Annotated in this window: 13 protein-coding genes; 1 reads left to right on the top strand and 12 read right to left on the bottom strand. The window is 68.8% G+C overall.

Going from position 1 to position 14,182, the window contains the following annotated elements; all coding sequences use genetic code 11:
- Window positions 1–32: 32 nt before the first annotated feature.
- From clpB to JQS43_RS09225, 6 genes are all read right to left on the bottom strand, one after another.
- Window positions 33–2,681: an ATP-dependent chaperone ClpB gene (clpB, locus tag JQS43_RS09250; protein ID WP_239678648.1), complete on the bottom strand. Its 2,649-nt coding sequence runs from the start codon at window positions 2,679–2,681 to the stop codon at window positions 33–35.
- Between the two features lie 15 nt (window positions 2,682–2,696).
- Window positions 2,697–3,056, bottom strand: a complete 360-nt coding sequence (locus JQS43_RS09245) for a chaperone modulator CbpM (RefSeq protein ID WP_239678647.1) — start codon at window positions 3,054–3,056, stop codon at window positions 2,697–2,699.
- Complete coding sequence (locus JQS43_RS09240) at window positions 3,053–4,030, bottom strand: DnaJ C-terminal domain-containing protein (RefSeq protein ID WP_239678646.1); 978 nt, start codon at window positions 4,028–4,030, stop codon at window positions 3,053–3,055. The genes JQS43_RS09245 and JQS43_RS09240 overlap by 4 nt, the downstream gene beginning before the upstream one ends.
- A complete protein-coding gene (locus JQS43_RS09235; protein WP_239678645.1) occupies window positions 4,030–4,572 on the bottom strand; it encodes a nucleotide exchange factor GrpE in 543 nt (180 codons plus the stop codon). The genes JQS43_RS09240 and JQS43_RS09235 overlap by 1 nt, the downstream gene beginning before the upstream one ends.
- A 5-nt stretch (window positions 4,573–4,577) precedes the next feature.
- On the bottom strand, window positions 4,578–6,461 hold the full coding sequence (dnaK, locus tag JQS43_RS09230; protein WP_239678644.1) for a molecular chaperone DnaK: 1,884 nt from the start codon (window positions 6,459–6,461) through the stop codon (window positions 4,578–4,580).
- Window positions 6,462–6,672: 211 nt separating this feature from the next.
- Window positions 6,673–7,842, bottom strand: coding sequence for a DDE-type integrase/transposase/recombinase (locus JQS43_RS09225; protein WP_239678289.1), 1,170 nt, complete (start codon window positions 7,840–7,842; stop codon window positions 6,673–6,675).
- Window positions 7,843–7,985: 143 nt separating this feature from the next.
- Between JQS43_RS09225 and JQS43_RS09220 the strand changes: the two genes are divergently transcribed.
- Window positions 7,986–8,939 (top strand): endonuclease domain-containing protein, encoded by a 954-nt coding sequence (locus JQS43_RS09220; RefSeq protein ID WP_239678643.1) that lies wholly within the window; start codon window positions 7,986–7,988, stop codon window positions 8,937–8,939.
- A gap of 73 nt (window positions 8,940–9,012) precedes the next feature.
- On the opposite strand, the gene JQS43_RS09215 is transcribed toward JQS43_RS09220, so the two are convergent.
- The 6 genes from JQS43_RS09215 to JQS43_RS09190 form a co-directional block, all read right to left on the bottom strand.
- Entirely contained in the window at window positions 9,013–9,498 is a 486-nt protein-coding gene (locus tag JQS43_RS09215) for a GNAT family N-acetyltransferase (RefSeq protein WP_239678642.1), read from the bottom strand.
- A gap of 9 nt (window positions 9,499–9,507) precedes the next feature.
- Window positions 9,508–11,484: an excinuclease ABC subunit UvrC gene (gene uvrC, locus JQS43_RS09210; protein WP_239678641.1), complete on the bottom strand. Its 1,977-nt coding sequence runs from the start codon at window positions 11,482–11,484 to the stop codon at window positions 9,508–9,510.
- Window positions 11,485–11,558: 74 nt separating this feature from the next.
- Window positions 11,559–12,113 carry a hypothetical protein gene (locus JQS43_RS09205; protein ID WP_239678640.1) on the bottom strand — a complete coding sequence of 185 codons (555 nt, stop codon included), beginning with the start codon at window positions 12,111–12,113 and terminating at the stop codon, window positions 11,559–11,561.
- Between the two features lie 157 nt (window positions 12,114–12,270).
- Window positions 12,271–12,501: a hypothetical protein gene (locus JQS43_RS09200; RefSeq protein WP_239678639.1), complete on the bottom strand. Its 231-nt coding sequence runs from the start codon at window positions 12,499–12,501 to the stop codon at window positions 12,271–12,273.
- 142 nt (window positions 12,502–12,643) lie between these two features.
- Window positions 12,644–13,306, bottom strand: a complete 663-nt coding sequence (locus JQS43_RS09195; protein ID WP_239678638.1) for a hypothetical protein — start codon at window positions 13,304–13,306, stop codon at window positions 12,644–12,646.
- Between the two features lie 249 nt (window positions 13,307–13,555).
- Window positions 13,556–14,110, bottom strand: coding sequence for a hypothetical protein (locus JQS43_RS09190; protein WP_239678637.1), 555 nt, complete (start codon window positions 14,108–14,110; stop codon window positions 13,556–13,558).
- Between the last annotated feature and the right edge of the window lie 72 nt (window positions 14,111–14,182).

The raw sequence follows: 14,182 nt of genomic DNA, 5'->3' as shown, positions 1-14,182 counted from the left end.
CGTACGCCCCGGACGCAAACCACGGCTTCTGGTCAGGGCACCGGCTCCGGCGTCGGCTGGGTCGCCGGGGTAGGCGCCTCGTAGGTCGCGAGCAGCTCGCCGTCGACCACGTCCACCAGGATCGTGGAGCCGTCCGGCACCTCGCCGGAGAGCAGTGCCCGCCCGATCCGGGTCTCCACCTCCCGGGAGATGAACCGGCGCAGCGGCCGAGCGCCGTACACCGGGTCGAAGCCCTGCTCGGCGATGTACCGACGAGCCGGCTCGGTGACCACCAGCCGCAGCCGGCGGTCGGCCAACCGGCGCCGCAGATCGTCGAACATCAGCGACACGATCTGCTCGATCTCCGCCTGGGTCAGCGGCGTGAAGAGCACGATGTCGTCGACCCGGTTGAGGAACTCGGGCAGGAAGTGCCGCCGCAGCTCCCCCATGACCGCGTCGCGGCCCGCCGCCGTCACCTCACCGGTCTCCGTCACCGCCTCCAGCAGATACTGCGATCCGATGTTGGAGGTCATGATGATCACGGTGTTGCGGAAGTCCACCGTCCGGCCCTGGGCGTCGGTGAGCCGGCCATCGTCGAGCACCTGCAACAGGGTGTGGAAGACGTCCGAGTGGGCCTTCTCGATCTCGTCCAGCAGCACCACCGAGTACGGCTTGCGCCGCACCGCCTCGGTCAGCTGCCCACCCTCCTCGTACCCCACGTAGCCGGGGGGCGCACCGACCAGCCGGCTCACCGTGTGCCGTTCCTGGTATTCGCTCATGTCCAGCCGGACCAGATTCTCCTCAGTGTCGAACAGCGCCTCGGCCAACGCCCGCGCCAGCTCGGTCTTACCCACACCGGTGGGCCCGAGGAAGATGAACGAGCCGATCGGCCGCCGCGGATCCTTGACCCCGGCCCGGGCCCGGATGATCGCGTCCGCGACCAGCCGCACCGCCTCGTCCTGCCCGACCACCCGCTCATGCAGCACCCGATCCAGGCGCAGCAGCTTCTCCCGCTCCCCCTCGGTCAACCGACTGACCGGAATCCCGGTCCACCTGGCGACGATCGAGGCGATCTCCTCCTCGGTCACCACCTCCCGCAGCAGCCGGTGCCCGCCCTGCTTGGCAGCGAGCTGCTCCTCTTCCCGTCGCAGCCGGCGCTCCAACTCGGGCAGCTTGCCGTGGCGCAGCTCCGCCGCCCGGGTCAGCTCATACCGCCGCTCCGCCTCCTCCGCCTGGTGACGTACCTGCTCCAGCTCCTGCCGCAGCTCCTGCACCCGGCGCAACGCCCGCCGCTCCGCCTCCCACTGGGCCCGCAACGCGTCGGCCTGCCCGCGCAGATCCGCCAGCTCCCGCCGCAGCTCCGCGAGCCGGGCCATGCTCGCCTCGTCGGACTCCTTCGCCAGCGCCGCCTCTTCGATCTCCAGCCGCATCACCCGCCGGCTCAGCTCATCCAACTCGGCAGGCATTGAATCGATCTCGGTACGGAGCATGGCGCACGCCTCATCGACCAGGTCGATGGCCTTGTCCGGCAGGAACCGGTCGGTGATGTACCGGTGGCTCAACACCACCGCCGCGACCAGCGCCGAATCCTGGATCTTCACACCGTGGTAGACCTCCAGCCGTTCCCGCAGCCCACGCAGGATCGAGATAGCGTCCTCCTCGCTCGGTTCGTCGATCAGCACCGGCTGGAACCGGCGCTCCAACGCCGCATCGGCCTCGATCCGCTTGCGATACTCGTCCATAGTGGTGGCGCCGATCAGGTGCAGCTCACCCCGGGCCAACATCGGTTTGAGCATGTTGCCGGCGTCCATCGCACCCTCGGCCGCACCGGCACCGACCACCGTGTGCAGCTCGTCGACGAAGAGCAGAATCCGCCCCTCCGCCGCGGCGACCTCGGCGAGCACCGCCTTCAGCCGCTCCTCGAACTCCCCCCGGTACTTCGCGCCGGCCACCAGCGCGCTGAGATCCAACGCAAAGATGGTCTTGTCCCGCAACCCCTCCGGCACGTCACCACGGTGGATCCGCTGCGCCAACCCCTCGACGATCGCGGTCTTACCCACCCCGGGGTCCCCCACCAGCACCGGGTTGTTCTTGGTCTTCCGGGACAGGATCTGCACCACCCGCCGGATCTGCGAATCCCGACCGATCACCGGGTCGAGCCGGTCGTCGCGGGCATCCGCGACCAGGTCCCGGCCGTACTTCCGGAGCGCCTCGTAGGCGCCCTCGGGCGTGGCCGACGTGACCCGCTGATTACCCCGCACCTCGGTGAGCGCCTGCAGAAACCCGTCCCGGGTCACACCGTGGCCCTGCAACAGGCGCCCGGCGCCGCTCCGGTCCCCCTCGTCCAGCAGCGCCGCCATCAGATGCTCAACCGAGACGTACTCATCGGTCAGCCGGCTCGCCTCCTGCCCGGCCGCGTCCAGCAACCTGGCCACCCGCTGGGTCAGATAGACCTGGCCGGGAGCAGCGCCCGGGCCGCTGACCCGCGGTCGCCGCGACAACTCCGACTCCACCTCGCCGCGCAGCTGCGCCGGGTCGGTCCCGGCCCGCTCCAGCAGCCGCGGCACCAGCCCATCGTCCTGTGCCAACAGCGCCAGCAACAGATGTTCGCCATCCACTTCCGAGTGCCCGTAGCGGGCCGCGCTCGCTTGGGCCTGCTGCAATGCCTCCTGTGACCGCTGGGTCAGTCGGTTCGGGTCCACAGTAACCTCCCGGAGCTAGCGGTGGAGCGCGGCACGACGTCGGTGACGCGCCGCCGCCTCCAACTCGGCTACCCGGTCGAGCAAGTCCATCACCAGCCCGACCGCGGCGTAGTTGAGAGCAAGCCCACAGCGCAGCCGCTGGATCCGGGCCAGGGTCCGCAGCTGCTCCGGGGCGAACGAAAGGTCGCCGGTCGGCTCGGCCCGCGCTTCCAGCAACCCCAACCGCACCAACCGGTAGACCAGCTCAGGGTGCACGCCGCTGCGGCGCGCGAAGCCCTCCACGCTGAGGTACGACTGGGGTACGCGGACCAGCGCGAACTGCGGCCCCGGCGAGTCGGCGCTGGTCCGCCGGTGAGCCGTCTGGTCGTCGCTCACGTTTCCCCCCTAGGATCGAATGTGGAGCTGGCGGCGAGCTGTTGGAGCAGCTCCCGCTCCCGATCCGTCAGCTGCTCCGGCACCACGATGCGGACCTCGGCGTAGAGATCGCCGTCCGGCCCCCGCGGGTTGGGCAGCCCCCGACCACGCAGCCGCAGCCGCCGGCCGCTGGAGGTGCCCGGCGGCACCTTCACCTTCGCCTCCCCGCCGGGGGTCTCCAGCGACACGGAGGCACCCAACGCCGCCTCCCACGGCGCCAACGGCAACTCCACCAGCAGATCCCGGCCGTCGACCCGGTACCGCGGATCGGGCCGCAACCGGACCACCAGCAACAGGTCACCCGGCGGACCGCCGTCGCTGCCCTGCCCGCCTTGGCCGGCCAGCCGGATCCGTTGCCCGTCGGTCACCCCGGCCGGCACCGTCACCTCGTAGCTTCGCGGCCCACCCGGCCCCTGCAGGGTCACGCTCCGACGGCCGCCCCGATACGCGTCCGCGACTGAGAGCGGCAGCTCTGCCTCCTGGTCCGCACCGCGCAACGGCCCCATCCCCGGGATCGGCCCGGTCCCCCGGGCACCCCCACGCGGCGCCCGGCCGCCGAACAGCTCACTGAGCAGATCCGCGAGCTCGGTTTCGTCGACACCGGCTCCGGGGCCGGCCCCGCCGCCGGAACTCGGCCAGCCGGCAGCGCCCGCGCCCGCCCTCGTACGGGAACCGGCGCGGGCGAAGTCCGCCGGGTCGGCCCCCTCAGGCACCTGCCGGAACTGCGGGCCGAACGCGTCGTACCGGCGCCGGGTCTCCGGATCGGAGAGCACGTCGTACGCCTCGGAGATCTCCTTGAACCTGTCCTCGGCCGCCGGGTCGGCGTTGACATCCGGATGGTGGGTCCGCGCCAGCTGACGGTAGGCCCGCTGAATCTCCTCCTGCCCAGCGCCCCGCGGGACCCCCAGCACTTCGTAGAAGTCCCGGGCCGCCATTACTCATCCTCCCGGGCCACCACCACCGCGGCCGGCCGGAGCTGCCGGGCCGCGCCGCCGTAGCCCGGGCGCACCACCTGCACCACCGTGCCGGCGGGACGGTCGTCGTCGGGGACCGCCGCGACGGCTTCGTGCCAGGCCGGGTCGAACTGCGTCCCCTCATCGTCGCGGCGGGGGTAGCCCAGCTGGTTGAGCACCTGCAGCGCCTGCTCCCGCACCGCCGCCACCCCGGCGACGATCGAGGCCGGGTCGGCCTCGGCGTGCGCCAACGCCAGATCCAACGTGTCCAGCACCGGCAACCAGGAACTCGCCACCTGGACGCGTTCTTCCTCCCGCGCCAACGTCAACTCCCGGGCGTGCCGCTTCCGGAGATTGTCGAGGTCGGCCATCGTACGCAGGGACTGGTCCTCCAGTTCGGTGATGCGCTGGCGGAGCGCCGCCGAGTCGGGCTCCGGCTCGACCACTGCCGGCATCTGCTCCGGCGGCGGTTCGGGCTCCGGCCCTGGCGTATCACCCCGTGGCTCCGGCGAAGTATCGGGCATCGGAATCACCTGGGGGTGAAGTCGGCGTCGATGACATCGTCGTCGCCCGCACCCGGCTCCGCCTGGGCACCCGGCTCCCCGCCCGCCGCGGCCCCGCTGCCGGCTGCGCTGAGCCCGTGGTAGACCTGTTGTAGCTCGCCGGTCAGCGACCGCAGCCGGTCCAGCGGCGCCTCATCCTTGATCGCCTGCCGGGCATCGGTCACCAGCATCTCGGCCCGCGCCCGCTCGTGGCTGGGTGCGGCCTCACCGACCTCCCCCAGCCGGCGATCCACCTGGTAGGCGACGGCGTCAAGCTCGTTGCGGGCATCGATCTGCTCCCGCAACCGGGCGTCCTCGCTGCGGTGGGTCTCGGCGTCGCTCACCATCCGCTCCACCTCGGTAGAGTCCAGGTTGGAGCTTTCGCTGATGGTGATCCGCTGCTCGGCTCCGGTCTGCTGATCCCGGGCCGAGACGTTGAGGATGCCATTGGCGTCGATGTCGTAAGTGACCTCGATCTGCGGCTCGCCACGCGGTGCGGGACGGATACTCTCCAGCCGGAACCGGCCCAACACCCGGTTGTCGGCGGCGCGTTCCCGCTCCCCCTGCAACACCACGACATCCACCGCCGGTTGGTTGTCCTCGGCGGTGCTGAAGGTCTCGGTCCGCCGCGCCGGGATGGTGGTGTTGCGCTCGATCACCTTGGTCATCACACCACCGAGCGTCTCCACCCCCAGCGACAGCGGGGTCACGTCGAGCAGCAGCACATCGCGGACCTCGCCCTTCATGACCGCCGCCTGCAGCGCCGCGCCGAGCGCCACCACCTCATCCGGGTTGACGGTCATGTTCGGGTCCTTGCCGCCGGTCAGCCTGCGCACCAGCGCCTGCACCGCCGGAATCCGGGTCGACCCGCCGACCAGGATCACCTCGTCGATGTCGTCCACACTGACCTTCGCGTCGGCCATCGCCCGCTGCACCGGGCCCTGCGTCCGCTCGACCAGGTCACCGGTGATCTGGTCGAATGTGGAGCGCATCACGGTGGTATTGAGATGCTTCGGGCCGCTGGCGTCGGCGGTGATGAAGGGCAAGTTGACCGTCGTCTGGGTGACCGAGGAGAGCTCGACCTTGGCCTTCTCGGCGGCCTCGAAGAGCCGCTGCAACGCCTGCGGGTCGCGCCGAAGGTCGATACCCTGCTCCCGCTGGAACTCGTCGGCCAGATAATCCACCAGCCGCCGGTCGAAGTCGTCGCCGCCGAGGTGGGTGTCGCCCGCAGTGGCACGGACCTCCACCACCCCGTCACCAACGTCCAGCAGACTGACGTCGAAGGTGCCGCCGCCCAGGTCGAATACGAGCACCGTCTCGTGGCCCTTCTTGTCCAGCCCGTAGGCGAGGGCGGCGGCGGTCGGCTCGTTGATGATCCGCAGGACCTCCAGGCCGGCGATTCGGCCAGCGTCCTTGGTCGCCTGCCGCTGGGCATCGTTGAAGTACGCCGGCACCGTGATCACCGCCTCGGTGACCCGCTCCCCTAGGTACTTCCCGGCGTCGTCGGCGAGTTTCCGCAGCACCTGGGCGGAGATCTCCTCCGGCGCGTACTGCTTGCCGCGGACGTCGAACCGCACCGCCCCGTCAGGGCCGGCGACCACGTCGAACGAGACCGCCTCCAGTTCGCTGCCCACCTCGTCGAAGCGCCGGCCGATGAAGCGCTTGGCCGAGTAGATCGTGCCCTTGGGGTTGAGGATCGCCTGCCGCCGGGCCAGCTGCCCCACCAGCCGTTCCCCCTGGTCGGTGAAGGCCACCACCGATGGGGTGGTCCGAGCGCCTTCCGCGTTGGGCACCACCTCGGGCTGGCCGCCCTCCACGGCGGCGATGACCGAGTTGGTGGTGCCGAGATCGATGCCGACTGCCTTCGCCATGGTCGCCTCCCCGCACACGCTGACCAGTTGGCATTTGCCCCCAATGCGCCAGACTACCATCGGTTATGATCGACTCACTCGGAGTCGCGACGATCGCCCTCGCCGCCGTACCTCCGGCGCAATCTTGTGCGGTTCTTGTCGCAGCTACGACTGTCATGTCCCGGGACATGTGTCAAGTTAATGTCCCGGGACATGTGTCATGGTTAGCTGATCATTCGGTTCTGGTGAGTGCGGCGTATCTCTTGGCAGGGTCGATGTGGACATAGCCGATGGGTTGACCGTCGGTGCTGTAGACGGTGGCGTGGTCGCCGTTGCGGACGGCGGTGACGGTGCCTCCGGCGCGGGCGATGCCGACGCTGGTGGTGTGGCGGCCGATTCGGATGTTGCCGTTGGCGGCGACGGTGCAGCGGTGCAGGGTGGCGTCGGTCTGGATGGGTGGGCTGTCGGGCCCGCCCAGGCTGGCTGCGCTGGTCCAGGCCTGCTGGGGGGTGGCCCGGCCGGGAAGGGCGCTGTGGCGACGCTGGTGGTTGTAGTGGGTGCGGTAGCGATCCAGCAGTTGCTGGAGGTCGGTGATGGTGGCCGGTGCGGGCTGGGCGCGTAGCCACTTCTTGAGGCTCTGGTGGTGGCGCTCGACTTTGCCGCAGGTCTGTGGATGGTAGGGGCTGGAGTTGATCGGCCTGATGCGCCAGTTGAGCAGGGTGCGGACGAAGCCGGACAGGGAGCCTGGGCGGGTCAGGCGGCTGGTGAAGGCGGCGCCGTTGTCGGAGAGCACCACTGCGGGGGCGCCGTAGGCGTCCACGGCTTTGGTGATCGCGGCGACCGCGGCTTTGCTGGTCTCGGCTGGCGCGGCGTGGCAGGCCACCAGGGTGCGGGTGCAGTCGTCGAGGACATCGAATATCACCGCTGTGGCGCCGGTGGCCAACTTCGTCTCGGTGGCATCGATCTGGTAGCAGTCACGGGGCCGGGCGTAGCTGAAGCGCCGGTAGGAGCTACGCGGTCGTTTGGCCGGGTTGCGTACCAGCAGGTCGTGCCGGGAGAGCACCCGGTTGATGGTTGATCGGGACGGCACCTGCCAGGTGGGGCTGGTTCGGGCGTGGATGCTTATCAGCGCGTCGCGGATGAAGTCCGCTCCGTTGTCCACCCCAAGATCGGCTCGGAGCTTGACGATCCACGCGTCCAGGTCTTCGGGGGTGGTGGTGGGACTGTGATGCGGCCGCCGTGACCGCTCCTGCCAGACTCCCTCGGCCTGGATACGCGCGCGATGCCGGTAGACCGTACGGGCCGACACTCCATGCTCTCGTGCGAACTGGGCCGCGCTGACCCTCACGCCCGCGGCGAGTTGTGCATCCAACAGCTTCATGATGTGCTGCCGAGTAGCCATGCCCAGCAGCACATCCCGGCTGCCCGGCAGGAACAGGGTGACACATGTATCGGGACACAAACTGCGACAGATGTCATGGGACTGAAGAGTCGCAGCTACGACAACAACCGCACAACCTTGCGGGAGTACGACACCATGCGACCGTGCAGCTACCCGCGTACAACGCCGATCCCTTCGAGTGGCTCACCTTCGAGCAAGCCGGAGTGGTGACCTGGCACCAGGCGACCAGCCACCTCAGCCCGAGCAAGGTCCGGCACCTGCTGGCCAGCCGCCGATGGCGGCGGCTCAGCCGTGGCCTGCTGATCACCTTCACCGGGCCGCTCGGGCCACCCCAACATCACTCGGCAGCGGTCCTCGCCGCCGGTTCCGGCGCGCTGCTGGCCGGCCTCGCCGCTGCGGAAGCTGGCGGGCTGCGCGCTCGCTGGCGCCGCCGGCGGGAAGTGATCGACGTGCTGATACCGGCTGGCCGGCGAGCCCCAGACCTGTTGCGGCGGCTCCCCGCCGAGCTACCCGCAGTCAAGGTGCACCGCACCACCGCATTGCCTGAGCAGGACCGGCAACGCGGCCGGCCAGAACGCACCGCGTTACCACGATCGGTGGTCGACGCGGCGCAGTGGGCACTCACCGAGGACGAGGCCCGGATGACTGTGGCCGCGGCCTGCCAGCAACGCCTGCTACTCCCGAGCGAGATCAACTCAGTGCTGGAGCGGATGCCCACCGTCCGGCGGCGCGCGTTGGTCCGGCGGACCGCGGAGGACGCCGCCGGGGGCGCCCACAGCCTGGCTGAGATCGACCTGGATCGGCTATGCCGCCGGTTCGGATTACCTCGGCCAGAGCGGCAACACCAGCGCCACGACAGCGCTGGCCGACTTCGCTACCTCGACGCCTACTGGCCACAGTTTCGGTTAGTGGTGGAGGTCGACGGCGCCCACCACACCGATGTTGCCCAGTGGGAAGCCGACCTTCGCCGACAAAACGCGATCTGGGTCCAGGGCGAGCGGATTCTGCGCTTCACCAGCTACCAGCTGCGCCATCGGCCAGCAGAGGTGGCCGATGTGATCCGTCAGGCACTGGTCGCCGCCGGCTGGCGCCCCTGACCGTTCGAATCTTGTGCGGTTCTTGTCGCGTCGCGACTACGACAAGAACCGCACAAGATCTGGCAGGAGCCGGTCAGTCGGGCAGCACCAGCTTCAGGGATGGCGCCGACGAGTCGACGAAGCCGAGCGACCGGTAGAGCGGCTCCCCGATCGGGGTCGCCTTCAGATCCGCCCGGACCACCCCGCGCTCCCGGAACCAGGCCAGCACCGCCTCCGTACCGGCGCGGGAGAAGCCACGCCGCCGGTACGCCGGGTCGGTGGCGACGTTGAACAGATAGCCGAACTCGCCGGTCGGATTCTCCGGACCGCCCAGCCGCCGCTCGATCGTCCCGATCGCGCAGGAGGCCAGCCCCGGGGCCCCGTCGGGCGGATCGACCACGAACGCGGCGAGCCGGGCCGTCCCGGCCGGCTCCGCCAACCGCTCCCGCAACATCTGCTCGGCGGGTGCCGCCCACTCCCCCGGCGGCACCGGCTCGCCGGCCATCTCCGAAAGCATGATGGTGCGCAGCCGGACCAGCTCCGGGGCGTCCGCCGGCACCGCCCGCCGTACTTTGATCATGAGCGAAGCCTATCCAGGTGGGTTCAGCGCGGCCACGATCGCCGCCGCCGTCCGCGGGCCGACCCCTGGCACCTGGGCGATCTCTTCCGCGCTCGCGGCGGCGAGCTTCTTCACCGAACCGAACTCCCGCAGCAGCGCCTTGCGCCGCACCTCCCCCAGGCCGGGCACCGAATCCAGCGCCGAACTGGTCATCCGCTTGGACCGGCGCTGCCGGTGGAACGCGATAGCGAACCGGTGCGCCTCGTCCCGGATCCGCTGCAGCAGGTAGAGACCCTCCGACTGGCGCGGCAGGATCACCGGCCACTCCTGACCCGGCAGCCACACCTCCTCCAGCCGCTTCGCCAGCCCGCACACCGCCACCTCGGTGATCCCCAACTCCGCCAGCACCGCCGCCGCCGCATTCGCCTGCGGCTCGCCGCCGTCGACCACCACCAGCTGCGGCGGGTACGCGAACTTGCGGGGTCGGCCGGTCTCCGGGTCCAACCCGGGCCGCTCGCCACCCGCCTCCGCGGTCTCCTCCGCCGGGTCGCCGTTGCCGGTGAGAATCTCCAACTGCACCCGGCCGGCGTCGTCCCCATCCGCATTGCCAGCGCCCACGGCAGCGGCCAGATATCGGCTGAACCGCCGTCGCAGCACCTCCGAGAGCGCCGCCACATCATCTTTGTCCTCACCCCGGACCATGAACCGGCGGTACTCGGACTTCCGCGGCAACCCGTCCTCGAAAACCACCATGCTGGCGACCACATCGGTGCCCTGGATCTGGGAAACGTCGTAACACTCGATCCGCAACGGACCGGTGGCCAACCCCAACGCCTCGGCGATCTCGTCCAACGCCCGGCTGCGAGCGGTCAGGTCACCGGCCCGGCGCAGCTTGTGATGGGTCAACGACTCAGCGGCGTTGCGGGCGACCGTCTCCAGCAACGCCCGCTTGTCGCCGCGCTGCGGCGTCCGCAGCCGCACCCGGGCGCCGCGCCGCTCGGCCAGCCAGTCGGTGAGCGCGTCGGCGTCGGCGGGCAACTCCGGCACCAGCAACTCCCGCGGCACCTCGGTGGCCTCGCCGTAGATCTGCCGACAGAAATGGTGCACCAGATCCCCTGTGGAGAGCGGTTCGGTCTTCTCGACCACCCAGCCCCGCTGCCCACGCACCCGACCCCCGCGCACATGGAACAGCTGAACCGCCGCCTCCAGCTCGTCATCGGCGAAGGCCAACACGTCCGCGTCGGTGCCGTCGGGCAGCACCACGGCCTGTTTCTCCAGCGCCCGCCGGACCGCCGCCAGGTCGTCGCGCAGCCGGGCGGCCCGTTCGAACTCCAGCGCCTCGGACGCCGCCTGCATCTCCCGCTCCAGCCGCCGGACCAACGGATCGGCCCGGCCGGCCATGAAGTCGCAGAAATCGTCGACGATCTGCCGGTGCTCGGCCGCGTCCACCCGGCCCACACACGGCGCGGCACACTTGCCGATATCGCCCAGCAGGCACGGCCGGCCGATCTGGGCGGCACGTTTGAACACCCCGGCCGAGCAGGTGCGGGCCGGGAAGACCCGCAGCAGCAGGTCCAGCGTCTCCCGAATCGCCCAGGCGTGCGAATATGGCCCGAAATAGCGGACCCCTTTGCGCTTCGCGCCGCGCATCACCTGCAGCCGCGGATACTCCTCGTTGAGAGTTACCGCCAGGTACGGGTACGACTTGTCGTCGCGGTACTTCACATTGAACCGCGGGTCGTACTCCTTGATCCAGGCGTACTCCAGCTGCAGCGCCTCCACCTCGGTGCGCACCGTCACCCAGTCCACCGCGGCGGCGGTGGTCACCAGCTGCTGGGTCCGCGGATGCAGCGACCACAGATCGGCGAAGTAGGAGTTGACCCGGCTGCGCAGGCTCTTCGCCTTGCCGACATAGATCACCCGGCCGGACTCATCCCGGAACCGATACACCCCCGGGGCGTCGGGGATGCTCCCCGGCGCCGGCCGGTACGTCGTCGGGTCTGCCACGAGCCTCAACATTACCCGCGACCTCGGACAGGGTTGCAGGCCCAAACCTGCGGGCGCATACCCAGCTGAATCTTCTAGTCAAGATCATCCGGAGTGTGGCTCGCCCAAGCGTCGCACTCATCACGGTACTCAGGACCCAGCGCCGAATCCTGATTCCAAATCCCGTCCACCACCCACCGAAACTCCCCGTCCGCCCCCGCTTCCCAAACCAAATCGTGCGATTCCAACCCGGCCCGAGAAACCCGCGGCAGAGTGTCCACACCCGGCCGGCCACTCCACCCGTAATCGACACAGTACGACACCCGCGCCTGCAACTGCGACACCCCGACCACCTCCAGCACCCAAATCCACACCGGTCCGCTGTTCGGGGGATCGTTCCGAAGGCCGGTGTGAGGACCATCCGGAAACTGGACATCCACCATCCGCTCGGTCATCACGTAACGATAGAGGTGGGAATACTCGGTCGGATCAAACATCGAGGCGCGATAATGGTCCAACGCCATCGTCAACCGCGACACCCGCAGCGCATCAGCGAGATTCGCATCGTCGACCTCAGGCAGCCGCCACACCAACGGCTTCTCGGCCGCCCCTTCGGTAGGGATCTGCTCGAAAGCCTGCTCATGACTCAATTCAGGACCCCACGGCGATGCCGACGGCGACGGCGACGGCGACGCCGCAGCATCAGACGAAGGGCCATCACCCGAACAGGCCGAGAGCAACCCCGCCACCAGCCCCGCTACCAAACCCACACCGAGCCAACAACGACGACGACACTCGGCTACCACATCAACTCCAAAGCCCGTTGACGACGACATTGGCCTGACTTATACCCTCGTCATAACTGGTAGCGGCACTCGCGGCCAGATGCACCACCGAACTCTGCCCCTCCTCGTCCAGATACCGTTGCCAGGCCGAGATCTCGCGCTCTTCCCAGCTATCCATCGGCTTGGGTTCGCCACCTTCTTCGAGGACTGACGGCAGGTCGGGAAGCTCGCCGCTGTGGTAAAGCGCGGACATGGCCAGGTTTCCCACGGACTGACGCCCGTCGCTGAAGAATTCGCCTCTTCCAGGATCAGACTCGCGAACTGACCGGCGATTACCCGCGACCTCGGACAGGGTTGCAGGCCCAAATCTGCGGGCGCATACCCAATTGAATCCTTTAGTCAAGGTCATCCGGAGTGTGGTTCGCCCAAGCGTCGCACTCATCACGGTACTCAGGACCCAGCGCCGCATCCTGATGCCGGATCCACCCCACCAGCCACCGAAACTCTCCGTCCGCTGCCTCTTCCCTAACCAACTCGTGTGATTCCAACCCGGCCCGAGAAACCCGCGGCAGAGTGTCCACACCCGGCCGGCCACTCCACCCGTAATCGACACAGTACGACACCTGCGCCTGCAACTGCGACACCCCGACCACCTCCAGCACCCAAATCCACACCGGCCCGCTGCGCGGGGGATCGTTCCGAAGGCCGGTGTGAGGACCATCCGGAAACCGGACATCCACCATCCGCTCGGTCATCACGTAACGATAGAGGTGGGAATACTCGGTCGGATCAAACATCGAGGCGCGATAATGGTCCAACGCCATCGTCAACCGCGACACCCGCAGCGCATCAGCGAGATTCGCATCGTCGACCTCAGGCAGCCGCCACACCAACGGCAGCTCGACCGCCCCTTCGGTAGGGATCTGCTCGAAAGCCTCCTCATAACTCAGCTCAGGACCCCACGACGATGCCGACGGCGACGCCGCAGCATCCGACGCAGGACCATCACCCGAACAGGCCGAGAGCAACCCCGCCACCAGCCCCGCAATCAAGCTCACGCCGAGCCAACGACGCCGGCGCCACCGCTCGGCCACCACAACAACCCCCAAGCCCTTTGACGACGACATTGGCCCAATTCCTACCCTTCTCATAACTGGTAGCGGCACCCGCGGCCAGATGCACCACCGAACCCTACTCCGCTCGCCGCATCCAAGATCAGACTCGACACCTGACCAGCAAGCTACCAACACCGGCACCTTCACGCTGCCTCGCTCGGCCGAGGTCGACAGCAGGCCAATGATGCGCGTCTAGTCAAGGTCATCCGGAGTGTGGCTCGCCCAAGCGTCGCACTCATCACGGTACTCAGGACCCAGCGCCGAATCCTGATTCCAAATCCCGTCCACCACCCACCGAAACTCCCCGTCCGCCCCCGCTTCCCAAACCAAATCGTGCGATTCCAACCCGGCCCGAGAAACCCGCGGCAGAGTGTCCACACCCGGCCGGCCACTCCACCCGTAATCGACACAGTACGACACCCGCGCCTGCAACTGCGACACCCCGACCACCTCCAGCACCCAAATCCACACCGGCCCGCTGCGCGGGGGATCGTTCCGAAGGCCGGTGTGAGGACCATCCGGAAACTGGACATCCACCATCCGCTCGGTCATCACGTAACGATAGAGGTGGGAATACTCGGTCGGATCAAACATCGAGGCGCGATAATGCCCCAACGCCATCGTCAACCGCGACACCCGCAGCGCATCAGCGAGATTCGCATCGTCGACCTCAGGCAGCCGCCACACCAACGGCAGCTCGACCGCCCCAGCGGTAGGGATCTGCTCGACAGCCTGCTCATAACTCAACTCAGGACCCCACGGCGATGCCGACGGCGACGCCGACGCCGCAGCATCCGACGAAGGGCCATCACCCGAACA

The sequence above is a fragment of the Natronosporangium hydrolyticum genome (assembly GCF_016925615.1).
Classification (GTDB): domain Bacteria; phylum Actinomycetota; class Actinomycetes; order Mycobacteriales; family Micromonosporaceae; genus Natronosporangium; species Natronosporangium hydrolyticum.
This window is presented reverse-complemented; position numbering and strand designations above follow the sequence as displayed.